The sequence below is a fragment of the Pseudohaemophilus parahaemolyticus genome (genome assembly GCF_938021905.1).
Lineage (GTDB): Bacteria > Pseudomonadota > Gammaproteobacteria > Enterobacterales > Pasteurellaceae > Haemophilus_A > Haemophilus_A parahaemolyticus_B.
Genome location: NZ_CALIFA010000040.1, coordinates 16,456 through 39,583 on the forward strand (window position 1 = coordinate 16,456; position 23,128 = coordinate 39,583).

Annotated in this window: 19 protein-coding genes and 1 riboswitch; of the genes, 13 read left to right on the forward strand and 6 right to left on the reverse strand. The window is 41.2% G+C overall.

The features are described from left to right. Positions 1–2: 2 nt before the first annotated feature. From mscK to QMF79_RS03830, 4 genes are all read left to right on the forward strand, one after another. Positions 3–3,302 carry a mechanosensitive channel MscK gene (mscK, locus tag QMF79_RS03815; RefSeq protein ID WP_281772838.1) on the forward strand — a complete coding sequence of 1,100 codons (3,300 nt, stop codon included), beginning with the start codon at positions 3–5 and terminating at the stop codon, positions 3,300–3,302. A 32-nt stretch (positions 3,303–3,334) separates the two neighbouring features. Continuing rightward, positions 3,335–4,417, forward strand: a complete 1,083-nt coding sequence (gene aroC, locus QMF79_RS03820; RefSeq protein ID WP_281772839.1) for a chorismate synthase — start codon at positions 3,335–3,337, stop codon at positions 4,415–4,417. Between the two features lie 194 nt (positions 4,418–4,611). Beyond that, positions 4,612–7,212 (forward strand): type I DNA topoisomerase, encoded by a 2,601-nt coding sequence (gene topA / locus QMF79_RS03825; protein ID WP_281772840.1) that lies wholly within the window; start codon positions 4,612–4,614, stop codon positions 7,210–7,212. 144 nt (positions 7,213–7,356) lie between these two features. Continuing rightward, positions 7,357–7,548: an alternative ribosome-rescue factor A gene (locus QMF79_RS03830; protein ID WP_281772841.1), complete on the forward strand. Its 192-nt coding sequence runs from the start codon at positions 7,357–7,359 to the stop codon at positions 7,546–7,548. A 21-nt stretch (positions 7,549–7,569) separates the two neighbouring features. Here QMF79_RS03830 and cysZ read toward each other — a convergent pair whose 3' ends face one another. Next, positions 7,570–8,418 carry a sulfate transporter CysZ gene (gene cysZ / locus QMF79_RS03835; protein WP_281772842.1) on the reverse strand — a complete coding sequence of 283 codons (849 nt, stop codon included), beginning with the start codon at positions 8,416–8,418 and terminating at the stop codon, positions 7,570–7,572. 104 nt (positions 8,419–8,522) lie between these two features. Between cysZ and zipA the strand changes: the two genes are divergently transcribed. Further along, positions 8,523–9,431: a cell division protein ZipA gene (gene zipA / locus QMF79_RS03840; RefSeq protein ID WP_281772843.1), complete on the forward strand. Its 909-nt coding sequence runs from the start codon at positions 8,523–8,525 to the stop codon at positions 9,429–9,431. 80 nt (positions 9,432–9,511) lie between these two features. Next, entirely contained in the window at positions 9,512–11,554 is a 2,043-nt protein-coding gene (ligA, locus tag QMF79_RS03845) for an NAD-dependent DNA ligase LigA (RefSeq protein WP_281772844.1), read from the forward strand. Positions 11,555–11,605: 51 nt separating this feature from the next. On the opposite strand, the gene gyrB is transcribed toward ligA, so the two are convergent. Then, a complete protein-coding gene (gene gyrB / locus QMF79_RS03850) occupies positions 11,606–14,038 on the reverse strand; it encodes a DNA topoisomerase (ATP-hydrolyzing) subunit B (RefSeq protein WP_281772845.1) in 2,433 nt (810 codons plus the stop codon). Positions 14,039–14,222: 184 nt separating this feature from the next. On the opposite strand from gyrB, the gene QMF79_RS03855 reads away from it, so the two are divergent. Together QMF79_RS03855 and QMF79_RS03860 are read left to right on the forward strand one after the other, a co-directional pair. Continuing rightward, entirely contained in the window at positions 14,223–14,843 is a 621-nt protein-coding gene (locus QMF79_RS03855) for a DNA glycosylase (protein ID WP_281772846.1), read from the forward strand. Further along, complete coding sequence (locus tag QMF79_RS03860; RefSeq protein ID WP_281772847.1) at positions 14,843–15,661, forward strand: PHP domain-containing protein; 819 nt, start codon at positions 14,843–14,845, stop codon at positions 15,659–15,661. Before QMF79_RS03855 ends, QMF79_RS03860 begins: the two co-directional genes overlap by 1 nt. Positions 15,662–15,838: 177 nt before the next feature. On the opposite strand, the gene moaE is transcribed toward QMF79_RS03860, so the two are convergent. The 4 genes from moaE to moaA all read right to left on the reverse strand — a co-directional run bounded on the left by moaE (position 15,839) and on the right by moaA (position 18,133). Continuing rightward, positions 15,839–16,294, reverse strand: a complete 456-nt coding sequence (moaE, locus tag QMF79_RS03865) for a molybdopterin synthase catalytic subunit MoaE (protein ID WP_281772848.1) — start codon at positions 16,292–16,294, stop codon at positions 15,839–15,841. 1 nt (position 16,295) lies between these two features. After that, positions 16,296–16,541 carry a molybdopterin synthase sulfur carrier subunit gene (moaD, locus tag QMF79_RS03870; protein WP_281772849.1) on the reverse strand — a complete coding sequence of 82 codons (246 nt, stop codon included), beginning with the start codon at positions 16,539–16,541 and terminating at the stop codon, positions 16,296–16,298. Between the two features lie 10 nt (positions 16,542–16,551). Further along, complete coding sequence (gene moaC, locus QMF79_RS03875) at positions 16,552–17,028, reverse strand: cyclic pyranopterin monophosphate synthase MoaC (protein ID WP_119222840.1); 477 nt, start codon at positions 17,026–17,028, stop codon at positions 16,552–16,554. Positions 17,029–17,095: 67 nt separating this feature from the next. Continuing rightward, on the reverse strand, positions 17,096–18,133 hold the full coding sequence (moaA, locus tag QMF79_RS03880; RefSeq protein ID WP_281772850.1) for a GTP 3',8-cyclase MoaA: 1,038 nt from the start codon (positions 18,131–18,133) through the stop codon (positions 17,096–17,098). Then, positions 18,126–18,260: riboswitch (molybdenum cofactor riboswitch) on the reverse strand. Its footprint overlaps the gene before it by 8 nt. Positions 18,261–18,414: 154 nt before the next feature. Here moaA and QMF79_RS03885 point away from each other — a divergent pair. The 5 genes from QMF79_RS03885 (at position 18,415) to QMF79_RS03905 (ending at position 23,115) form a co-directional block, all read left to right on the forward strand. Then, complete coding sequence (locus QMF79_RS03885) at positions 18,415–18,813, forward strand: DUF423 domain-containing protein (RefSeq protein ID WP_281772851.1); 399 nt, start codon at positions 18,415–18,417, stop codon at positions 18,811–18,813. Continuing rightward, positions 18,813–19,898, forward strand: a complete 1,086-nt coding sequence (rlmM, locus tag QMF79_RS03890) for a 23S rRNA (cytidine(2498)-2'-O)-methyltransferase RlmM (protein ID WP_281772852.1) — start codon at positions 18,813–18,815, stop codon at positions 19,896–19,898. The genes QMF79_RS03885 and rlmM overlap by 1 nt, the downstream gene beginning before the upstream one ends. A gap of 64 nt (positions 19,899–19,962) precedes the next feature. Next, the gene (gene dapB, locus QMF79_RS03895; protein ID WP_281772853.1) at positions 19,963–20,772 is read left to right on the forward strand and encodes a 4-hydroxy-tetrahydrodipicolinate reductase; all 810 of its coding nucleotides are present in this window, start codon (positions 19,963–19,965) and stop codon (positions 20,770–20,772) included. A 174-nt stretch (positions 20,773–20,946) separates the two neighbouring features. Next, positions 20,947–22,083: a methionine biosynthesis PLP-dependent protein gene (locus tag QMF79_RS03900; protein ID WP_281772854.1), complete on the forward strand. Its 1,137-nt coding sequence runs from the start codon at positions 20,947–20,949 to the stop codon at positions 22,081–22,083. A 150-nt stretch (positions 22,084–22,233) separates the two neighbouring features. After that, complete coding sequence (locus tag QMF79_RS03905; RefSeq protein WP_111313137.1) at positions 22,234–23,115, forward strand: metal ABC transporter substrate-binding protein; 882 nt, start codon at positions 22,234–22,236, stop codon at positions 23,113–23,115. Positions 23,116–23,128: the final 13 nt, after the last annotated feature.

Genomic DNA, 23,128 nt, shown 5'->3' on the forward strand with positions numbered 1-23,128 from the left:
GAATGTTTAAAAACACCGCAAGTATACTCTTTTCCTGCTTATTCAGCCTCACGCTTTTTTCCCATGAGGTTTGGGCGGAAGTTTCTCAAAACCGAGCGGAAGAGAGTTTAAGGCAGCAGATTAGTGCATTAAGATCGGGCTCATTAGAGTCAGCTGAAATGAATGCTCAAGATCAAAACCTGGAATTAACCAAGCATTTTAATGAGCAAACTTTAAAGCAAAAAGCAGATTTTGCGGTATTAGAAAAGCAGCTGCAAGCCTTGCCGCAAGATCTCGCACAGGTGCAAAAACGTACTATAGAGAATAAAAAAGAAGTAGATGCGGTTTCAGAAAATAGCTTTAATTCGCTCTCATTAGCGGATCTGATTAAGCAGCAAGAAAGAATTGAAGCAGATTTGCAGAGTGTGCAGTCTCAATTGTTGGCATTAGATGCTCAAATTTCGAACGACCGCAATTTGCTTAAAAATAACCAACGTTTATTGAATGAAAATAGCGTACGGTTGCAAGAGATTAACCGTGTAAAAAGCTTGCCACCACAGAGCCACTTACTGAATGAGATGGAGCGCTGGGATGCTGAAATCCGTTTTATTGAAGAGAGCAATCGTTATAACAATTTACTCAGCAATAATGCAGAGCGATTGATTGCTTTTGATGAAGCAAAACGAAGCGAGGCTGCAGCACGTCAAGCGTTAATGCAAAAGCAGTTATCGGTATTGCAAGAGGTGCTTAATACTAAGCGTTTAGAAGATTCCGAGCAAAAGGCAAAAGATGTCGCTAGTCAACGCATTGCAAGTAGTATTGAAAATTTCTTAATTACAGATGAACTAGATCATAATAAAGAATTAAGCCAATTTTTGGTGCAACAAACTAAGAAATTAAATACGCTTTCGCACGATGATTTACGGATGCGAAATGTGTTGGAAAGCCTTACTCAAACGCAACGCAATATTGACGAGCAAATCAGTGCATTGCAGGGCACACTTGTGCTTTCAAAGGTAATTAATAAGCAGAAACAAACGTTGCCTACCGAAAAAATTAACAACAATTTAGCGAAATCGATTTCAAATGTGCGGGTTAATCTGTTTGAATATTCGCAACAACGCGATGAGCTTTATAATATTGATGATTATGTCCGCAATCTGACACATAACTTGGAAGAACCTTTAACGAATGAAGAGAATAGTGCGTTAAATAATATTCTCAAAGAGCGTCAAAAATTGTTGGATGAGATTATTAAGTCATTAAACAGCCAGCTTAATCTTTCGATTACGATTGAAAATAACCAACGCCAAGCCTTGGCGATTGGTGATGCCTTGCAACGTAAACTACAACAGCAAAGTTTCTGGGTAAATAGCAATAATCCGATTGATTTTGCGTGGCTTAAGGCTTTTCCTGCGTTAGCATTTGCAGAAGTAGGTGTTTTGACCGATTATGTTGGGATTGAAAACGTACAGCCGAATTTATTATCTACGGTGTTGTTTACCTCTATTTCCTTGTTGATTGCATTACTTATCAATTGGAAAAAATCGGCAATAAAAGACCGCTTGGCAAGCCTTGCTTCACGAGTAAACACGCTGACTAACGATAGTCATTGGTTGACGCCAGAAGCGATGTTTTGGACAATATTGTTGGCTTTACCAAGTACACTGATATTTTTCACCGCTTATAATGCGATAGGGTTTCTTTTCTTTAACGACCCGATTGCAATTGGGCGTTGGGGTGTGCGAGTAACGCTTTATTGGTGGTTCTTTGCGACGATGCTTTCATTACTTCGTCCAAATGGTTTAGCATTCCGCCATTTTGGCATGCCGCAAGAGAGTAACCGTATTTTCCAACGTATTATCAAGCAATCAATTTGGATTGTCGGTTTATTATTGGTGTCGTCTATTCCATCGCAAATTGATGAGATTGGCTATCTCAACGATGCGATTGGACAGGTGATGTCAATTATTGCGTTGGCACTTTGCCTTTTTGTGGTTCGCCCATTGCTTAACCGAGCGATTCGTGAATACCAAAAAGCTAAGAAAGAAGAGGGTACAACGAACACAAGTATTAGCTTATTCCGTCTATTACGACTGATTTTAGTGATTGTGCCTATCTCATTGATTATCCTCATTATTTTAGGCTATTACTATACCGCAGTTTATCTCATTACCCACTTGCTCAATAGCTATTTTGTGATTTTGCTTTGGGTTTTTGGGCGCTATTTTGCATATCGTTTTGTGGCAATCTCCGCCCGTCGTTTAGCATATCGTCGTTTGCAAGATAAACGTCGTAAATTGCGTGAACAAGTGTTAGAAAACGGCACAAAAGAAGATGAAACTATCAAGCTCTCGGTAGTAAACCAACAGATTTATCGTGTCACCGATTTGATTGGCTGGGTGGTGCTGTTTGTATCACTTTATGTAATTTGGTCGGATCTGATTAGTGTCGCCTACTACCTTGATGGCGTGATTTTATGGGAGAGCAACGAAGGCAATCAGGTTGAGTCGGTTACGTTACTCAACTTAATGCGAGCCTCGCTTTATGTGATAATCACCTATGTGTTGATTAAAAATATTACGGGTATTTTGGAAGTGACTGTTTTCTCAAAAATACCTCTCTCCAAAGGGACGCCACAGACGATTATTACGATGTTGACTTACGTTATCGTGACGTTTGGCAGCGTATCTGCATTTTCAGCACTGGGGATTTCGTGGACAAAAATCCAATGGATCTTTACCGCCCTTTCAGTCGGTTTGGGTTTCGGGGTGCGAGAGATTTTTGGCAGTTTCGTATCAGGCTCTATCTTGCTGTTTGAACGTCCAATTCGAGTTGGCGACAAAGTGACAGTAGGGCAGTACACGGGAATTATCACAAAGATTCGTTTACGTTCTACTACTTTGCTAAATTCGGATCATATGGAAGTGGTATTACCAAACCAAGCCTTCGTGACGGATCGTTTTATCAACTGGACGCTGAATAATACTATCACTCGCTTACAAATTTTCTTTAAAGTGAGTTATGATACCGACCTTGATTTGATGCAGCGATTACTTCTACAGGCAGTTAACGAAGCACCAAAAGTGTTGAGTGAGCCAAAAGTGGAAATCAATATGCTTCATTTTGGCGATAATGCATTAGAACACGAGTTGCTCGTGTTTGTGGGCGAATTGGGTGATCGCATAGAGACAATGAACTTCTTGCAATATCGCATCAATCAGCTCTTTAGAGAAAATGGCATCCGTTTTGCACTCAATCAGCTTGATGTTCACTTGCATTCTGAAGATAATCTGGCAGCACAAGCGGGTAAAATCGCATAGAATTTTGCAAATAACAATAAAAGGAAAGCAATATGGCAGGCAACAGCATTGGACAATTATTTAAGGTAACCACTTTTGGCGAATCGCACGGTATTGCATTGGGCTGTATCGTGGATGGTGTACCGCCGAATATAGAATTAAGTGAGGCAGATCTTCAACCCGATTTAGACCGACGTAAACCAGGAACATCTCGTTATACTACTCCTCGTCGTGAAGATGATAAAGTACAGATTTTATCGGGCGTATTTGAGGGGAAAACTACTGGCACGAGTATCGGGTTAATCATCAAAAATGGTGACCAGCGCTCCAAAGATTACGGTGATATTATGGATAAATTCCGTCCAGGTCACGCTGATTATACTTACCAACAAAAATATGGTATTCGTGACTATCGTGGTGGCGGTCGTTCTTCCGCTCGTGAAACTGCAATGCGTGTGGCTGCAGGGGCGATTGCAAAAAAATATCTGCGTGAACAATTTGGTATTGAAGTACGAGGCTATTTATCGCAAATTGGCTCGGTTAAAATTGATCCTGAAAAAGTGACAGATATCAGCAAAATTGATTGGAATGAAGTGAATAGCAATCCATTTTTCTGCCCAGATCCTGTGGCGGTCGAGCAGTTTGATGAGCTCATTCGTGAACTCAAAAAAGAGGGTGATTCTATCGGAGCGAAACTCACGGTGATAGCTGAAAATGTACCTGTTGGTTTAGGTGAACCCGTGTTTGATCGCCTAGATGCTGATTTAGCCCACGCCTTAATGTCCATCAATGCTGTGAAAGCGGTCGAAATTGGCGATGGTTTTACAGTGGTCGAACAAAAAGGCAGCCAACACCGCGATGAAATGACCCCAGAAGGCTTTTTATCGAACCACGCAGGCGGCATTTTAGGTGGTATTAGCTCAGGTCAGCCGATTATTGCTAATATTGCATTAAAACCAACTTCTAGCATTACCGTACCAGGTAAAAGCGTGAATTTAAACAACGAAACAGTGGAAGTTGTTACCAAAGGCAGACACGATCCTTGCGTAGGCATTCGAGCCGTGCCAATTGCAGAAGCGATGATGGCAATTGTGCTGCTTGACCACCTACTTCGCTTTAAAGCACAATGTAGATAAATTTTAGCCTATTAAGTGTATGCTTAATAGGCTTTATTACGTTTTAGCTCTTATTATTTAAGGTAAGTTGAATTTGTTTTAAACAATCGCCATTTTATTTAGTGTGTTTATGTTGTAATTTGCTTGTAGCCTTGTTATTGTAAAAATAATAAGCGGAAAAGCATCTTTATCTTTTTAATTATTAGGAAATAGCAATGGGTAAGTCATTAGTTATTGTTGAGTCACCAGCCAAAGCGAAAACAATCAATAAATACTTAGGCAGTGACTATGTGGTGAAATCAAGTGTCGGGCATATTCGGGATTTGCCGAAAAGTGGCTCAGAAGAGAAAACAGAACGAGCGAAACCAATTTCCACTAAAGGAATGAGCGCCGAAGAAAAAGCAAAAGTGAAAGCGGAAAAAGAACGTAATGCATTGGTAAAACGTATGGGAATCGACCCTTATCACGGTTGGAAAGCCAATTACCAAATTATGCCTGATAAGCTGAAAGTAGTTTCAGAGCTTAAAACGTTGGCGAAAAAAGCCGATCATATCTATCTCGCCACCGACTTGGATAGAGAAGGGGAAGCGATTGCCTGGCATTTACGTGAAGTGATTGGCGGTGATGAAAGCCGCTTTAGTCGTGTGGTATTTAACGAAATTACCAAAAATGCGATTAAAAAAGCGTTTGAAAATCCAGAACATCTGAATATCGACCGTGTAAACGCACAGCAAACTCGTCGCTTTTTAGACCGTGTGGTGGGCTTTATGGTTTCTCCACTACTTTGGAAAAAAGTGGCACGCGGTTTGTCAGCAGGGCGTGTACAATCTGTTGCAGTAAAATTATTAGTAGAACGTGAACGTGAGATCAAAGCCTTCCAACCTGAAGAGTTTTGGGAAATTGTGGCGGATACGCAATCAAATGGCAGAAAACTACCGCTTGATCTAACTAATTATCTCGGCAAAAAATGGCAAGCGAAGAACGAAGCAGAAGCAATGCAAGCGGTCAAAAACTTACAACAATCTGCGTTTATCGTTACCGACATTGAGAAAAAGCCGACCAGCTCAAAAGCAAGTCCGCCATTCATTACTTCAACGCTTCAACAAACGGCAAGCACCCGTTTGGGCTTTGGCGTGAAGAAAACGATGATGTTGGCTCAACGCTTATATGAAGCGGGCTATATTACCTATATGCGTACTGACTCAACTAACTTGAGCCAAGATGCGTTGAATATGGCTCGTGGTTATATCGATAAACAATTCGGCTCGCAATATTTACCAGAAAAACCAAATTTCTACTCTAGCCGTGAGAATGCTCAAGAGGCTCACGAAGCAATTCGCCCATCAGATGTAAATGTCACAATGGCGGATTTATCGGGTATGGAGAAAGATGCTGAACGTTTATACGACTTAATTTGGCGTCGTTTCTTAGCGTGCCAAATGTTGCCAGCACAATATGATTCAACCAGCTTAACCGTGACTGCTGGCGATTATGAGCTAAAAGCAAAAGGTCGCGTATTGCGTTTTGATGGTTGGACAAAAGTGTTACCTGTACAAGGAAAAACAGCAGAAGATCAAGAGTTGCCAAATGTTGAGTTGAACGAGAAATTAGCATTACAAGCGGTTAATCCTAGCCAACATTTTACCAAACCGCCTGCACGTTATTCAGAAGCGGCATTAGTGCGTGAGTTGGAAAAGCGTGGTATTGGTCGCCCTTCAACTTATGCCTCAATTATTTCGACTATTCAAGAGCGTGGCTATGTGCATGTTGAAAACCGCCGTTTCTATGCAGAGAAAATGGGCGAAATTGTTACCGACCGTCTAAACGAATCATTTGGCGATTTAATGAATTATGATTTTACTGCGAATATGGAAGAAACGCTCGATAAAATTGCAGAAGGTCGTGAGAATTGGATTGATGCGTTAAATGCATTTTTCAAAGATTTTTCCGAGCAACTCACTCAAGCAGAATTAGATGAGCTGCAAGGTGGTATGAAGCCAAATAGTATTGTACCAACCAATATAGATTGTCCAACTTGCGGACGCAAAATGGCAATTCGTACCGCTTCAACGGGTGTATTCTTAGGCTGTACAGGTTATGTATTATCACTAAAAGAGCGCTGCAAAACCACGATGAATTTAATTCCTGAAGAGGAATTGATTAACGTTTTAGATGAAGATTCAGAAACTAAGGCGTTAATGGCACGTAAACGCTGCCCGAAATGTGATTCTGCTATGGATAGTTACATTATCGATCCGCACCGTAAATTACACGTTTGTGGTAACAATCCAAATTGCGATGGGTATTTGGTCGAAGAAGGCACATTCAAAATTAAAGGCTATGATGGTCCTATCGTGGAATGTGATAAATGTGGTGCGGATATGCACTTAAAACTGGGGCGTTTCGGCAAATATATGGGCTGTACCAGCTGTGATAACACCCGTAAACTTCTAAAAAACGGTGAAGTTGCTCCACCTCGTGAAGAGCCAATTCCGTTCCCAGAATTAAAATGCGAAAAAGCAGATGCCTATTTTGTATTACGTGATAGTGCGGTTGGGGTGTTTATGTCGGCACATAACTTCCCGAAAGTGCGTGAAAGCCGTCCTGCAAAAGTGAGCGAATTAGCTCAATATCGTGACCGCTTACCAGAAAAACTGCAATATTTGGCAGATGCACCGTTAACTGACCCTGAAGGTAATACAGCGATCATTAGTTTCAGCCGTAAAGAGAAACGTCAATATGTGACTTCCGAAAAGAATGGCAAGAAAACGAAATGGATTATGGATTATGTTGATGGGAAGTGGGTAATGCGTTAATTTCATTTTAAATTTAGGCAGATTGAATAAAATCTGCCTTATTTTTTTAGTAAGAACGAGAGGCTTATGTACAAACTGTATCAAATTTGTCACAATAGCAACTGCGTAAAACGCAAAATAAATCAACTCAATAAGGAAACCAATATGACAAAAAATCAGTATGCCCATCAACGGGGTAAGATTAACGATAGCGCAGTTAAAGCATTAGTCACCGATCCACTTTTCCGCCCTCGAGTGGAACGTAATAAAAAAGGTAAAGGCAGCTATCAGCGTCACGAAAAACATAAAGGTGCAAACCGAGGTGAAAGCCCATTTAAAATAAACCGATTATTTTAAATGGGCTTTTTCTTAGGTTTGTTATTTCACTTCATAATTTCCAGAATGAGTGGTTAGATCTTTTTTTCTTGCTGTAGAGAAAGTATAATTTTTTCGTTCAAACTCACCTGTTGCATTATCTAAAAAGAATTGTCGATACTCTTCCACCCACATTGCCGTTGCACCACAAACGGCAATAGGCATTACCACAAAATTCACAAACGGAATCATAGTAAATAGGCTTACTAAGGTACCAAATGTGTAATTCATCCATTTATTTTGGCTTAAGGCATTACGCATACGCGGGAAGCTGATTTTATGATTATCAAACGGGTAGTCGCAATATTGAATGGCAACCATCCAAGCCCCGAAAATAAAGGCAAGCACAGGTACGGCTGTTTGCCCTAAAACAGGTACAAAACCAAGGAAAAACAAAGCAATTAAACGTGGCACGCTATACATCATTTTTTGCCATTCACGTTTGAACATTCGTGGAATATCTTTGAGCATGCCAAATAATGATGCATCATCCAGCGGTTGATGAGTAAGTTGTAGTTCCACTTTTTCGGATAATAGTGCATTAAATGGGGCGGCAATAAAATTTGCCAGTGTAGTAAAGGCAAAGTAAAAGCTGACCAGCAATAATACGAAAACTAGTGGGATAAGGATAAACGAGATCCAATCTAACCAAGATGGAAGTAAGAGTTCGACCCAATGGTTCATGCTACTTAAGAAAAACCAAGAAAGCCCAATAATCAGTAATACATTAATGATTAATGGAATGATGACGAATGGTAAGAATTTTTTCTGTGCCAACAAGCTCCAGCCTTTGATGAAATAATGAAAACCCGCTGAAACTTGATTTTGTGGAGATGAAAATAACAATGACATAAAAACCTTAAATGCTCAAAATTTTGTTTGAAATATGGTAAGCTATGCCATCTTTTTTCGCAAATAGTGAATCTTAAATTTTTAGATGATTTTCTGGAGGATTTATGGAACTTCATATTATTTTCTTTATTCTGGCAGGATTGCTGATTGCAATTTTGATAGGGTCAAGTTTTTTGTCTAATCGTCGCGAAAAATCGCGTCTTTTTTCTAACTCTTTTTCACAACGTCCACCTTCAACACCTATAAATAATGTGCCGTCAGAAATTCATTCTCATTTTGATACATCGCTACATTCACAAGTAGAAAATGTAGCAACATCAGAGGTAGAAGTACAGTCTTCAGCAGAAATTCAACGTGATGTACAAAACTCACTTAGCGGAATTAAAATCCGTTTACCAGGACAAGAAGAAAATAATGTAGTAAGGGAATTAGAGCGAGAAAACGCCACGCCAATTTATGGTCAATCTACGTTCAGTCCAATTTATAGTAGTCAATTGGTAGAGCAGAATGTCGCACAATATGTAGAACAAGTGGTAGAGCCAGCAGTGTCGGTAACGATAGAGGAGTCTATTTCAGTTGCTCAAGAATCCATTGAGTCCGAGCCAGAAATCCCTGCTGATATGATCACGTTTTATGTAGTGTCGGCAGAAGGGTATCAATTTGAAGGTGAACACGTGGTACAATGCTTAGAAGCATTAGGCTTTGAATATGGAGAATATAATATTTTTCATCGCTATAAACATTTGGGGAATAGCAATTCGCCTGTGATTTTTAGTGTTGCGAATATGATGCAACCAGGCGTGTTTGATCTTAACAATTTAAAAGATTTTTCAACCATTGGTTTAGTGATTTTTATGCATCTACCAACTGACGGCAATCTGAAAACTAATTTAAGATTGATGTTACAATGTACGGAACGCTTAGCTAGTGCATTAAATGGCTTTGTTTTAAACGATCGCCACGAAATCTTTGATGAAAATGCTCGCATTGAATATTTAAAACGCGTGAGCTAATCATCTGCATACTTTTTAGGAAAACAGACCGCTTGCAAGCGGTCTTTTTTATAGACCCTTTTACTAAATTCGAGTTTACTATGCCTTTATTTGCAAATACTTTAAATCAACAAGCAATTTCAGCAGCAGAGTTGGAACAGCTTCGCCAAACATTGCGTAAATATGAATATCACTACCACGTGTTAGATAATCCGCTTGTGCCTGATGCGGAATATGACCGCTTAATGAACGAACTCAAAGCGATTGAAAAAGCCCATCCCGAACTGGTTGCTCCTGACTCGCCAACGCAACGAGTAGGGGCAAAACCGTTATCAGGCTTCACCCAAATTACTCACGAGTTACCTATGCTTTCGCTTGATAATGCTTTCTCTCATGAAGAGTTATTAGGTTTTTTGCATCGTATTGAAGGGCAAATTCATCGTAATCCTGAAACGATGGTATTTTGTTGTGAGCCTAAATTAGATGGTTTAGCAGTCAGTATTTTGTATGTGAATGGTGTTCTTACCCAAGCTGCAACTCGTGGCGATGGTACAACGGGCGAAGATATTACTGCCAACGTCCGCACTATTCGCAATGTACCGCTGCGTTTAAATATGGATAATCCGCCAGCTAGACTTGAAGTGCGTGGTGAGGTATTTATGCCTCAAAAGGGATTTAATGCGTTAAATGAAAGAGCGTTAGAGCACGGCGAGAAAACCTTTGCGAACCCGCGTAATGCGGCGGCTGGGTCTCTTCGTCAGTTAGATCCTAAAATTACCGCACAACGCCCGCTTACACTGAATGCATACGGTATCGGTATTTATGAGGCTGAGCAGCCTTTACCAAACACGCATTTCGACCGTTTGCAATGGTTAAAATCAATTGGTATTCCTGTTAATAACGAAATTCGCCTTGCCAAAGGGGTAGAACAATTAGCTGAATTTTATACGGATATTCAAGCCAAACGCCCCAAATTAGGCTATGATATTGATGGCACGGTGTTAAAAGTTAACGACATCGCTTTACAGGAACAGCTTGGCTTTATCTCTCGTTCGCCACGCTGGGCGATTGCCTATAAATTCCCTGCACAAGAAGAGATGACTGTGCTTAATGATGTGGAATTTCAAGTGGGGCGAACAGGGGCGATTACGCCTGTAGCGAAGCTTGAACCTGTATTTGTGGCAGGGGTTACGGTCAGCAATGCAACTTTACATAATGGCGATGAAATTGAGCGTCTTGGTATTGCGATTGGGGATACCGTGATTATTCGTCGTGCGGGAGATGTGATTCCGCAAATTATTGGTGTGGTGACAGAACGTCGCCCTACTAACGCAAAAAAAATCGTATTTCCGACTGCTTGTCCTGTGTGTGAATCGGCAGTGGTTCGCGTAGATGGCGAAGCGGTAGCACGTTGTACAGGTGGGCTGTTCTGCGAAGCCCAACGTAAAGAGGCGTTAAAACACTTCGTTTCTCGCAAAGCAATGGATATTGAAGGCGTGGGCGAGAAGTTGATCGAGCAATTGATGGCAAGTGAATTGATTAAAACGCCTGCAGATCTGTTTAAGCTCAATAAGACTATCTTGATGCGATTAGAGCGAATGGGCGAAAAATCGGCTCAGAATGTCTTGAATAGTCTAGAAAAAGCGAAACAAACTACCTTACCGCGTTTCCTTTTTGCATTGGGCATTCGTGATGTGGGGGAATCAACTGCACTCAATTTAGCTAATCATTTTGGTACGCTTGAGGCAATTCAGGCGGCAACCTTTGAACAACTGCAAGAGGTGCAAGATGTAGGCGAAGTGGTGGCAAATCGTATCGTTTCATTCTGGAAAGAGCCGCATAATGTCGCCGTCGTAGAAGCTTTACAAGCTCAAGGTATTCATTGGCAAGTGGTCGAAAAAGTGGAAATTGCTGACAATCCCCTCAAAGATAAAAATGTGGTATTAACTGGTACATTAAGTCAATTAACCCGTGATCAAGCCAAAGCGTTATTGCAAGGCTTAGGTTGTAAGGTTTCTGGTTCAGTTTCAAGTAAAACGGATTACCTAATTGCAGGTGAAAAAGCGGGTTCGAAATTAGTCAAAGCACAAGAGTTGGGTGTGAAAGTATTATCTGAACAAGAGTTTATTGACTTGATGAAATAATATGAAAAAAAAGCTCATTTCGTTTGAAATGAGCTTTTCTTTTGTAGTTTGTTAGATATCTAATTCTGCATATAATGCATTCGCCTCAATGAAATCACGACGAGGCTCAACTTCATCACCCATTAGCGTGCTAAAGAGTTTATCAGCTACAATGGCATCGGTAATGGTCACTTGAAGCATTTTACGAGCAACAGGATCCATAGTGGTTTCCCATAATTGCTCTGGATTCATCTCACCTAACCCTTTATAACGCTGGATAGTCAAGCCCTTACGAGACTCTTTAATTAGCCACTCTAAAGCTTCTGCAAATGAGTTAACTGCTTGCTGACGTTCACCTCGTTTTACATAAGCCGTTGGTGTCAGTAAACCTTTTAGCACTTGCATTAATGCAACGATACGAGAATATTCGTTGCTGGTGATAAAGTTAAAATCGAAACTATAAGTTGTATCAATACCATGTGTGGTAACAATAATTTCTGGTTCATAGAAATGACGTTCTGTGTTAAAGAATACGTTACCACGATAGAAACTTCCATCTGTTTCTTTTTCTGATAATTGATTTACAAAGTTTTCTACCCAAGCGGTAATATTAGCTTCTTCTTTTGCAAATTCAGTAGAAAGAGCAGGAGAGTAAATTAACTCATTTAATAAAGCAGAAGGATAACGATGCATTAAGCGTTCAATCAATTTTTGTACTTGATTGTATTGTGTGATTAAGTTTTCTAATGCCATTCCGTTTAATGCAGGTGCATCGCTACTCACAAACAAGCTGGCATCTTCAAGAGCGATAGAAATCTCATACTGTGCCATTTCATCGTTATCTTGGATATAACGCTCTTGTTTACCTTTTTTCACTTTATAAAGTGGTGGTTGTGCGATGTAAATATAGCCGTTTTCGATAAGCTCTGGCATTTGACGGTAGAAGAACGTCAATAAGAGCGTACGGATGTGAGCACCATCCACGTCCGCATCAGTCATAATAATGATTTTGTGGTAGCGTAATTTTTCGATGTCAAAATGATCACGACCAATTCCTGTTCTTAATGCAGAAATTAAATTAGTGACTTCTTTAGAAGAAAGCATTTTGTCAAAGCGAGCTTTTTCTACGTTTAAGATTTTACCTTTTAATGGCAAAATAGCTTGGTAGTCTGAGTTACGACCAGATTTTGCTGAACCACCCGCAGAATCCCCTTCCACAAGATAGATTTCTGAATGGGCAGGATCTTTTTCATGGCAATCAGCGAGTTTATCAGGACGTTTAATGCTTGAACCGCTTTTGTTATAGCTAGCTTCACGAGCTTTTCTTGCTGCTTCACGTGCACGAGCTGCAGAAATAATCTTTTCTACAATCAATTTTGCATCAGCAGGATTGAGCTCTAAATAGCTCTCCAATGCTTCATACATTGAACTTTCTACTGCAGAACGTACTTCTGACGAAACTAGTTTATCTTTAGTTTGAGACGAGAATTTAGGATCTGGCACTTTTACTGAGATCACCGCAACTAGCCCCTCACGAGCATCTTCACCTGATGGATCAATTTTCGCATCATTTTTTTTCAGTAATTTGCTTGAATATTTATCAATGTAATTTTTCAATGCTCGCGTTAATGCACCGCGAAAGCCAGATAAGTGTGTACCGCCATCACGTTGAGGAATGTTATTGGTGAAACAGTAAACATTTTCATTGTAAGAATCATTCCACTGCAGTGAAATTTCTACGCCAATCTCATCTTTCTCAGTAGAAAGATAGAATGGGGTGTTGTGAATCGTCGTTTTACCTTCGTTTAAAAATTCAATGTAAGCTTTAATACCACCTTCGTAGTGGAAGTGTTCTTCTTTGCCATCACGCTCATCAACTAAACGAATAGAAACGCCTGAATTTAGGAATGAAAGCTCTCGTAAACGTTTAGAAAGAATGCTGTATTTGAACGTTGTTTCATGTTTGAAAATATCAAGGCTTGGCCAAAAACGCACAGTTGTTCCTGTTTTTTCTGTTTCGCCAATAATCGCAAGGGGAGCATCTGGCTCGCCTAGACTATAAAATTGCTCGTGTACATGTCCTTCACGACGGATGGTAAGTTGTAATTTGGTTGAAAGAGCGTTTACCACAGATACGCCTACGCCATGTAAACCACCTGAAACTTTATAAGAATTATCATCGAATTTACCCCCAGCGTGAAGTACGGTCATAATTACTTCTGCCGCAGAAACCCCTTCTTCTGGGTGAATACCAACAGGAATCCCACGACCATCATCTTGCACAGAAACGGAATTATCTGAGTGAATCGTCACGATAATATCTTTACAGTGGCCTGCTAATGCTTCATCGATAGCGTTATCTACCACTTCAAACACCATATGGTGTAAGCCAGAACCATCATCGGTGTCCCCGATATACATCCCAGGTCGAGTACGTACAGCTTCCAAGCCACGCAATACCCTAATGCTTGAAGAATCATAAGTTTGTTGGTTTTGTTCAGACATTCGTTGTTCCTATGTTTTACAAAAATAAGTGGCTCGCATTCAATTCAAATAAGCCGAAAAAATTGTAGTGAATTATAACAGAAATTAAGTTGAATTGAGAAAAATAGGCAAAAAAACACCGCTTGTGAGCGGTTAAATTTGCTAGACAAACGGTAACTTCCCCGCTAGGATTGAGCCATTTTTAATGGCTATTGTTAATTTTATGTTACCCGAAACCGAATACCCTTTAGAGCATCATCCTTTCAATCCTATTTTACCGCCTCAAGCCAAAGTGGTGATGATGGGCACGTTTCCGCCTACAGATGAAAAACGCTGTATGGAATTTCACTATCCGAATTTTCAAAACGATATGTGGCGAATTATGGGCGAGGTGTTTTATGGCGATAAAGATCATTTTCGCGTAGGTGATGAAAAGCGGTTCGACCCTGTGCGAATTGAGGCATTTTTGCAAGAGAAGGGGATTGCACTTTGTTCTTCGGCGAAAACGGCAATTCGGTTGCGGGGTAATGCGGCAGATAAAGATTTGAAAATTGTTGAGCCTGTTGATATGGACGAGCTTCTGATTGATTTGCCAAAAGTGGAATGGCTTTTTACCACAGGTGGATTAGCGACGGAAACCTTGCTCGGTTTATTGCCTGAAAAAGTGAAACCACCAAAAACGAATGAGTGGATTAATTACCCTTATTCTGTAAATCGTCCGCTAAAATTATACCGCTTGCCATCCACTTCTCGGGCTTATCCGCTTAAATTTGAGAAAAAAGTGGATGCCTATCAAACCTTTTTCAAAATGGTGGGGCTGATTTAATGAAATACGATTTACACTCACACAGCACTGCTTCAGATGGTTTATTAACCCCAACCGAATTGGTCAATCGAGCTGTTGAGCAAGGCGTGGAAATGCTGGCTTTAACCGACCATGATACTGTGGCAGGCATTGCTGATGCGAAGTTTGCGGCTCAAAATCAGCCAATCCGTTTTATCAGCGGGGTAGAGGTGTCAATTGTTTGGCAAGAAAAGAACATTCATCTTGCCGCACTTAATGTGGATGAAACACATCCTGAATTAGTGGCGTTATTGGATAATCAGGCAGCATTGCGTGAACAACGAGCGGTCGAAATTGGCGAAAAACTTGCAAAGGCTGGCATTCCAGATGCCTACGAAGGGGCAAAAAAATTAGCTAGTGGCGAAGTGACTCGAGCTCATTATGGACGCTTTTTGCTTGAGCAAGAATATGTACGCAATATTGAACACGCATTCAAAAAATATTTGGGGCAGGGTAAACTCGCTTATGTAAAGCCGAAGTGGTGCGAGATGCAAGAGGCTATTGAGACCGTACATCAAGCAGGCGGTGTGATTTCGATTGCACATCCACTTCGCTATAAAATGACGGGACGTTGGGTGCATCGTTTGATTGAAGATTTCAAACAAGCGGGTGGAGATGGCATTGAGGTCGCAGGCTGTGGACAAACACCAGATCAACGTCAATTGATTACCCGCTGGGCAAAAGAGTTTGATTTGTATGCCTCAGGCGGCTCAGACTTTCATTATCCAACAGGTTGGATTGAGTTAGGAAGAGGATTAACCCTCCCGCAAGAATGCAAGCCGATTTGGGCGTTGTTTTAGATAAAAAGGCAGATCATCATCACGATCTGCCTTTATCTTTGTGCATTAGCTCATCGTATTTTGAAAATGATGAGTAAAATCAGATTGATCTTTGGTATAGAAGGGTAAGCCAATTAAACGATAATGAGGTGTATCTTTTCTTAAGATATGTTCCTTACCATATACATTATTTGCAAATTACAGCCACTTTTCAGCCGCTTGTTGGTCGCTCTCACGCCCTTCAATCCAGCGTTCACCGTGTGTTGTGGTTTCTCTTTTCCAGAATGGGGCTTTGGTTTTGAGGTAGTCCATGATGAATTCGTTGGCGGCGTAAGCGTTGCCACGATGGGCGGAACTCACCCCCACAAGCACGATTTCATCGCCTGTATAAAGTTGCCCAATGCGATGAATTACCGCAATGCGTTGCAATTCCCAGCGGCTACGGGCTTCTTCAACAATTTCGTGCAAGGCTTTTTCGGTCATAGCAGGGTAGTGCTCCAGATATAAGCCTGATACATCATCGCCTAAATTCATTTCTCGCACTTTGCCGACAAAAATGGTGGTTGCGCCTACAGAGTGATGTTCGCCCAGCCAGCGGTAAACGTCGTTTTGATCGAAAGGTTCAGTTTGCACTTTTACGAGTGTGCTGTTCATTTTAGCCTCCAGTCACAGGCGGAAAGAATGCCACTTCATCACCGTCTTTGATGCTTGCAGAAAGCGGGGCGATGCTTTGATTAATAGCGACTAATAATTTACCTGCTTTTAAGGCTAATGCCCATTTGCCGCCTTGTTCAGCTAAGTGATGTCGTAATGCTTCTGCGGTCTCAAATTGTGCTTCTACTTCTAATTTATCTACGCCTACCAATTCACGAGTTTGGGCAAAAAAAAGTACAGTAATCATTAATTTTCTCCTATTTCGCGACAAAATTGCCCGATTTTCCGCCACTTTTACTGAGTAAGCGAACTTGCTCAATCACCATATCTTTTTGCACCGCTTTGCACATATCGTAAATGGTCAGTGCCGCCACGCTTGCCGCAGTTAAGGCTTCCATTTCTACGCCTGTTTTGCCTGTGAGCTTGCAAAGCGATTCAATGCGAACTTGGTTGGTTTCGGGTAAGGCTTCAAGTGAAATTTCTACTTTAGAAAGCATTAGTGGATGGCAGAGCGGAATTAAATCCCAAGTGCGTTTTGCTGCTTGAATACCTGCAATGCGAGCTGTGGCAAAAACATCGCCTTTATGGTGGTTGCCAGAAATAATCATCTGTAACGTTTCAGGATTCATTCGGATAAAGGCTTCAGCACGAGCTTCACGCACGGTTTCTTGCTTCATTGAAACATCGACCATATTGGCTTCGCCGTTTTGATTGATATGAGTAAATTGTGTCATAGTAAGAATTTTATTTAAAAATAATATAGCTGTTGTAAGTGAGTAGCAACACGTCCCTACAAGAGAATCAACCGCCAATCGAGGCTAAATTATTGCGAATGCCACTATCGCCAATGTGCAAATAGTGATGTTCTCGCTTGTCTTGCAAGGCAGATTTTAAACGCATTTCGAGCTGTAATTTTTGCTCATCAGATTGCAATAAATCGCGAATATCCACGCCTTCCTCGCCAAATAAACAGAGGTGTAATTTGCCTGTGGCAGAGACGCGTAGGCGGTTACAGCTGGCACAAAACGATTTTTCATAAGGCATAATCAAACCAATTTCGCCCACATAATCGGGGTGCGATAATACTTTCGCTGGTCCATCGGAAAGCGATTTTGGTTGTAATACCCAACCTTCTTGTAAAAGGCGTTGTAGTATAGATTGCCCAGAAAGATGCTGCGTTTTGAAAAAATGATCCATCTCACCCGTTTCCATCAACTCAATAAATCGCATTTGAATAGGTTGATGTTTGATCCAAGCAAGGAATTTGTCCAACTCAGGCAAGGTATATTGCTTCATCAGCACCGCGTTCACTTTGACTTTTTTGTAGCCTACAGCAAAGGCTTTATTGATCCCTGTTAAGATTGATTGCAACTTGTTTTCGCCTGTAATCAGTTGGAATTGACGAGAATCGAGGCTATCTACGCTCACATTAATGTCGGTGATGCCCGCTTCTCGCCAAAAAGCGACATCTTTTTCCATACGGTAGCCGTTAGTGGTTAGCGCTACTTTGCGAATGCCTTGTGTTTGGGCGATAGTATGGGCAATTTCGAGGAAATCTTTACGTAAGGTCGGTTCGCCGCCTGTGATACGGATTTTTTCTGTGCCAAGTGATGCAAACGCATTCGCCACCCGTTGAATTTCAGAGAGTGTTAAAAACGTTTGCTTATGAGCAGGAGGCTGGTAGCCATCAGGTAAACAGTAGGTACAACGAAAATTGCAGACATCCGTAATTGAAAGTCGCAGATAGGTATATTGACGCTGGAAGCGATCAACTAAGCCAGAAATCACATTTTCGCCGTCATTACCTACATTTTTAATAGGAATAATCGGACTTTGCATAAAAAAGACACCTTTCTAAACACGAGTGGCTCGTTCATTTCTTTGCGAACCATTGAGCAATTTCTTGCTACTGGCGAGTTTGCCATATCAGAGACTTAGGCAAGCAAGCTCGGAGTCATAAAAATAATAAAATTGACCGTATTTTAATGGAGTTGAGAAATAACGCAATAGCCCGCAAGCGGTAGATTTTGAAAAGTTTTTTGCAAAAGGTAGATCCGCAAAGAAAAAGCGTTTTATAATACGGACATTTATTTGTTTAACAAAAACTTAACGAGAACCCGATGAAAAACAAATTTTTAGCTTTTAGTGCCTTTAGTGGCTTTTTCTGTATCGCACTGGGTGCGTTTGCCGCTCACGGCTTACAAAATGTGCTTGAATCCAAAGAATTTGCTTGGATTCAAACAGGCATTCAATATCAAGTTTTCCACACGCTCGCCTTGCTTGCATTAGGTTTATTCCAAATTGCAAATCAAGTGCAAAATCCGCCCGCTTGTCGTGCCAAAGCTTTCAACATTATCGGCGGAAGCTGGATTTTAGGCATTTTGCTTTTCAGCGGTAGCCTTTACAGCCTTGCATTTACTGGCGTGAAAGGTTTTGCGTGGTCAACCCCGATTGGTGGTATTTTATTTATGATCGGCTGGTCGGCTCTTTTTTACATTAGCGTGAGAACTCGAAAATAATGAACAAACTTGCGTTATATTGCCGTGCTGGCTTTGAAAAAGAGATGGCGGGCGAAATTACCGAAAAAGCGGCAGAATTAGGCGTGTTTGGTTTCTCCAATTTAAAAGAGAATAGCGGTTATGTGATCTTCGAATGCTATCAAGCAGGCGATGCAGATCGTTTAGCACGTGAGCTAAAATTCGACCAGCTCATTTTTGCTCGCCAAATGATTGTGGTGGGCGATTTGTTGCAAAATTTACCCGAAAATGATCGAATTTCGCCGATTATTGAACAATATCAAGCCTTAAATCCACGTAACAGCAGCGATGTTTTTGTTGAAACGCCCGACACGAACGAAGCAAAAGAGCTTTTGACTTTTTGCAGAAAATTTACCGTGCCACTGCGTAGCCATTTGAAAAAACAGGGCTGGTTGGGCAAATCAGAACAGGCAAAGGGTAGCGTGAGTTTGCATATCTTGTTTGTACGTTCTGGTTGTTGTTATGTGGGCTATGCTTATAATGATAACCGTTCACCGTTTTTTATGGGTATTCCGCGTTTAAAATTCCCTGCCGATGCACCAAGCCGTTCCACGTTGAAATTAGAAGAAGCGATTTTAACTTTTGTGCCACAAGCAGAAGAGAAAAAACGCTTTACTGAAGAGATGACAGGTGTCGATTTAGGTGCTTGCCCAGGTGGTTGGACGTATCAGCTTGTCAAGCGAGGCTTGTTTGTTTATGCAGTCGATCACGGTAAAATGGCAGCAAGCTTGCACGATACAGGACGGATTGAGCATTGTGCGGAAGATGGTTTTAAATTCCAACCACCAAAACGCAAGCAAATCGATTGGCTCGTGTGTGATATGGTGGAACAGCCGATTCGTATCAGCAAATTGATGGCAAAATGGCTTATCAATGGTTGGTGTCGTGAGACGATTTTCAACCTTAAATTGCCGATGAAAAAACGTTATCAAGAAGTACAACTTTGCTTGAATTACTTGGAAGAGGAGCTCACCAAACAAGGATTCTGGTTTAAGATTCAGGCGAAGCATCTTTACCACGACCGTGAGGAAATTACGGTACACGTGGCGGTTTTAGGCAAAAAATAAAGAACCTCCGTAGGGGAGGAGTTCCCTCTATAAAACTTATTCAAAACAATAAAAGGAAGCAAAGATGACATTAAAAATCGGGATCGTCGGTGCTGGCGGTCGAATGGGGCGTAACTTAATTCAGGCGGTTCACCAATTTGAGGGTGTTGAACTGACTGCGGCTTTTGAGCGTGCAGGTTCATCACTCATCGGTGCAGATGTGGGCGAATTAGTTGGCTTGGGTAATTTAGGCGTGGCAATTAAAGCCACATTGGCAGAAAATCCAAATTTTGACTTACTCATTGATTTTACTCGTCCAGAAGGCACGTTGGAACATATCGCCTTTTGTGTGGCGAATCATAAGAAAATGGTCATTGGTACGACAGGTTTTGATGATGTTGGCAAGCAAGCGATTCAAGCCGCTGCAGAAAAAATCAGCATTGTATTTGCTTCTAACTACAGCGTTGGCGTGAACTTGGTATTCAAACTGTTAGAAAAAGCAGCAAAAGTGATGGGCGATTATTGCGATATTGAAGTGATTGAAGCACATCACCGCCATAAAGTTGATGCGCCATCAGGCACGGCGTTATCTATGGGCGAACATATCGTTAAAACTCTTGGACGAGATTTAAAAACTCACGGCGTGTTTGAACGCAATGGCATTACAGGCGAACGTAAACGTGATGAAATCGGCTTTGCAACTATTCGTGCAGGCGATGTGGTGGGTGAGCATTCCGTTTGGTTTGCTGATGAGGGCGAACGTGTAGAAATTGCCCACAAAGCCTCTAGCCGTATGACTTTCGCCAACGGTGCAGTACGTGCTGCTAAATGGCTTGAAAGCAAACAAATAGGCTTATTTGATATGACAGATGTGTTAGACCTGAATAATTTGTAAGAATTTATTGTAAACGCAATGATGTTGATGCGTTAAAGAAAGTTCCCCTCTTTTATAAAGAGGGGTTAGGGGAGATTCTCACGATATCAAATTTTCCTCTGATCTAATTCACATCGCATCAAATCTCTCTCAGCCTCTCTTTTCTAAAGAGGGGAGCTATATAGGAAATATAAAATGACCAAATTCAACAATATCGAAACCACTTTAGTGCAACTGGGCAATCGTACTGACCCTAGAACAGGCGCAGTGGCAACACCTATTATTTTATCGACCGCTTACGGGCGTGATGGCTTGGGTGAATCGACAGGCTTTGACTACACTCGAACCAAAAACCCAACTCGTGCCGTGTTAGAGCAGGGGGTTGCTGATTTAGAAGGCGGTGATGCAGGTTTTGCAACCGCTTCAGGTATGGCGGCGATTCAGCTGATTATGTCGCTATTTAAATCGCCAGATGAATGGATTATTTCTAGCGATGTTTACGGCGGTACTTACCGCTTGTTAGATTTCTGCTATAAAAACAATCATACCGTGAAACCTGTGTACGTGAACACTGCAGATGTGGCGGCGATTGAAGCGGCGATCACACCAAACACTAAAGCAATCTTCATCGAAACCCCATCAAATCCGTTAATGGAAGAGTGTGATGTGGACGAGATCTCAAAAGTGGCGAAAAAACATAACTTGATTTTGATCGTCGATAATACCTTCTTAACCCCAGTGTTATTCCGCCCAATTGAACACGGTGCAGACATTGTCATTCACAGTGCGACCAAATACCTTTCAGGTCATAACGATGTATTGGCAGGTTTAATCGTTGCTAAAGATTCTGAAGCGACGAAAAACGAAGCAGGTCAGAACTTAAGCGAGCGTTTGTACTATATCCAAAACGGGGCTGGTGCAGTGCTTTCTCCATTTGATTCTTATCTTGCTGTGCGAGGTTTGAAAACACTTGCGTTGCGTATGGAACGCCACCAATCTAACGCGACTGAACTGGCAAAATTCTTAGCAGAACAGCCAGAAATTGACAGCGTACTCTATTCAGGCAAAAGCGGTATGCTTTCTTTCCGTCTGCAAAAAGAAGAGTGGGTGCCGAAATTCTTGAAAGCGATTCAGCTGATCACCTTTGCGGAAAGTTTAGGTGGTACGGAAAGTTTCATTACTTACCCTGCAACCCAAACGCATATGGATATTCCTGAACACGAACGTATCGCCCGCGGGATTACGAACACCTTGTTGCGTTTCTCAGTAGGGCTTGAGCATATTGATGATTTAAAAGCAGATCTTCGCCAAGCCTTCAATCAATTGAAATAATATGTAAAAGCGTATTTCTTTAAACCTTAAAAAGAAGTACGCTTTTTTCACACAATAAATTAAATTCATAAGATAAAAATTATTTGCATTTAAATATAATCGGATTAGAATATTCTTGCCAATTAACCATATTTTTTAAAGGAGATTAAAATGAAAAAATTATTGGCTGTATTAAGTGCGGTGGCACTTTCAATGGGATCTGTGTATGCTAAGCCACTGAAAGTGGTGACAACATTCACTGTTATTCAAGATATTGCACAAAACGTAGCAGGGGATTCTGCTGTTGTTGAGTCAATTACCAAACCAGGTGCGGAAATTCACGAATATCAACCAACCCCGCAAGATATTGTGAAAGCTCAATCTGCTGATTTGATTTTATGGAACGGGATGAACCTCGAAATGTGGTTTGAACGTTTCTTCACCAATATTAAAGATAAACCAGCCGTGGTGGTGACAGAAGGCATTGAGCCGATGTCTATCTTTGAAGGTCCTTACAAAGATAAACCAAATCCGCACGCTTGGATGTCGCCAAAAAATGCGTTGGTATATATCGAAAATATCCGCAAAGCGTTGGTGAAATACGATCCTGAAAATGCAGAAAAATATAATGCAAATGCGAAGGCCTATGCGGATAAAATTATGGCATTAGACCAACCGCTACGCGAACGTTTAGCGAAAGTGCCTGAAGGTCAACGTTGGTTAGTAACCAGTGAAGGGGCATTTAGCTATTTAACTCGTGATTATGGCTTCAAAGAGCTTTATCTCTGGGCAATTAACTCAGATGAACAAGGCACACCAAAACAAATTCGTAAAGTGATTGACGGTGTTCGTAAACATCATATTCCTGTTGTATTTAGTGAAAGTACTGTTTCTGACAAACCTGCAAAACAAGTAGCGAAAGAAACAGGAGCAAAATACGGCGGCGTGCTTTATGTTGACTCACTTTCAACCAAAGATGGTCCTGTTCCAACTTATATTGACTTATTAAAAGTGACTGTTGGTACCGTCGCAGATGGATTTGACCGTAAATAGAAGGAATAAATAA

What these genes read in the sequence shown, in the direction of transcription:
- QMF79_RS03900 (WP_281772854.1), top strand. Translation starts at nt 20,947, where the DNA reads ATGACCAAATTCAACAATATCGAAACCACTTTAGTGCAACTGGGCAAT.
- QMF79_RS03905 (WP_111313137.1), top strand. Translation starts at nt 22,234, where the DNA reads ATGAAAAAATTATTGGCTGTATTAAGTGCGGTGGCACTTTCAATGGGA.
- mscK (WP_281772838.1), top strand. Translation starts at nt 3, where the DNA reads ATGTTTAAAAACACCGCAAGTATACTCTTTTCCTGCTTATTCAGCCTC.
- topA (WP_281772840.1), top strand. Translation starts at nt 4,612, where the DNA reads ATGGGTAAGTCATTAGTTATTGTTGAGTCACCAGCCAAAGCGAAAACA.
- QMF79_RS03830 (WP_281772841.1), top strand. Translation starts at nt 7,357, where the DNA reads ATGACAAAAAATCAGTATGCCCATCAACGGGGTAAGATTAACGATAGC.
- rlmM (WP_281772852.1), top strand. Translation starts at nt 18,813, where the DNA reads ATGAACAAACTTGCGTTATATTGCCGTGCTGGCTTTGAAAAAGAGATG.
- moaC (WP_119222840.1), bottom strand. Translation starts at nt 17,028, where the DNA reads ATGACACAATTTACTCATATCAATCAAAACGGCGAAGCCAATATGGTC.
- QMF79_RS03855 (WP_281772846.1), top strand. Translation starts at nt 14,223, where the DNA reads ATGGCTATTGTTAATTTTATGTTACCCGAAACCGAATACCCTTTAGAG.
- moaA (WP_281772850.1), bottom strand. Translation starts at nt 18,133, where the DNA reads ATGCAAAGTCCGATTATTCCTATTAAAAATGTAGGTAATGACGGCGAA.
- gyrB (WP_281772845.1), bottom strand. Translation starts at nt 14,038, where the DNA reads ATGTCTGAACAAAACCAACAAACTTATGATTCTTCAAGCATTAGGGTA.
- QMF79_RS03860 (WP_281772847.1), top strand. Translation starts at nt 14,843, where the DNA reads ATGAAATACGATTTACACTCACACAGCACTGCTTCAGATGGTTTATTA.
- ligA (WP_281772844.1), top strand. Translation starts at nt 9,512, where the DNA reads ATGCCTTTATTTGCAAATACTTTAAATCAACAAGCAATTTCAGCAGCA.
- dapB (WP_281772853.1), top strand. Translation starts at nt 19,963, where the DNA reads ATGACATTAAAAATCGGGATCGTCGGTGCTGGCGGTCGAATGGGGCGT.
- cysZ (WP_281772842.1), bottom strand. Translation starts at nt 8,418, where the DNA reads ATGTCATTGTTATTTTCATCTCCACAAAATCAAGTTTCAGCGGGTTTT.
- moaD (WP_281772849.1), bottom strand. Translation starts at nt 16,541, where the DNA reads ATGATTACTGTACTTTTTTTTGCCCAAACTCGTGAATTGGTAGGCGTA.
- QMF79_RS03885 (WP_281772851.1), top strand. Translation starts at nt 18,415, where the DNA reads ATGAAAAACAAATTTTTAGCTTTTAGTGCCTTTAGTGGCTTTTTCTGT.
- zipA (WP_281772843.1), top strand. Translation starts at nt 8,523, where the DNA reads ATGGAACTTCATATTATTTTCTTTATTCTGGCAGGATTGCTGATTGCA.
- moaE (WP_281772848.1), bottom strand. Translation starts at nt 16,294, where the DNA reads ATGAACAGCACACTCGTAAAAGTGCAAACTGAACCTTTCGATCAAAAC.
- aroC (WP_281772839.1), top strand. Translation starts at nt 3,335, where the DNA reads ATGGCAGGCAACAGCATTGGACAATTATTTAAGGTAACCACTTTTGGC.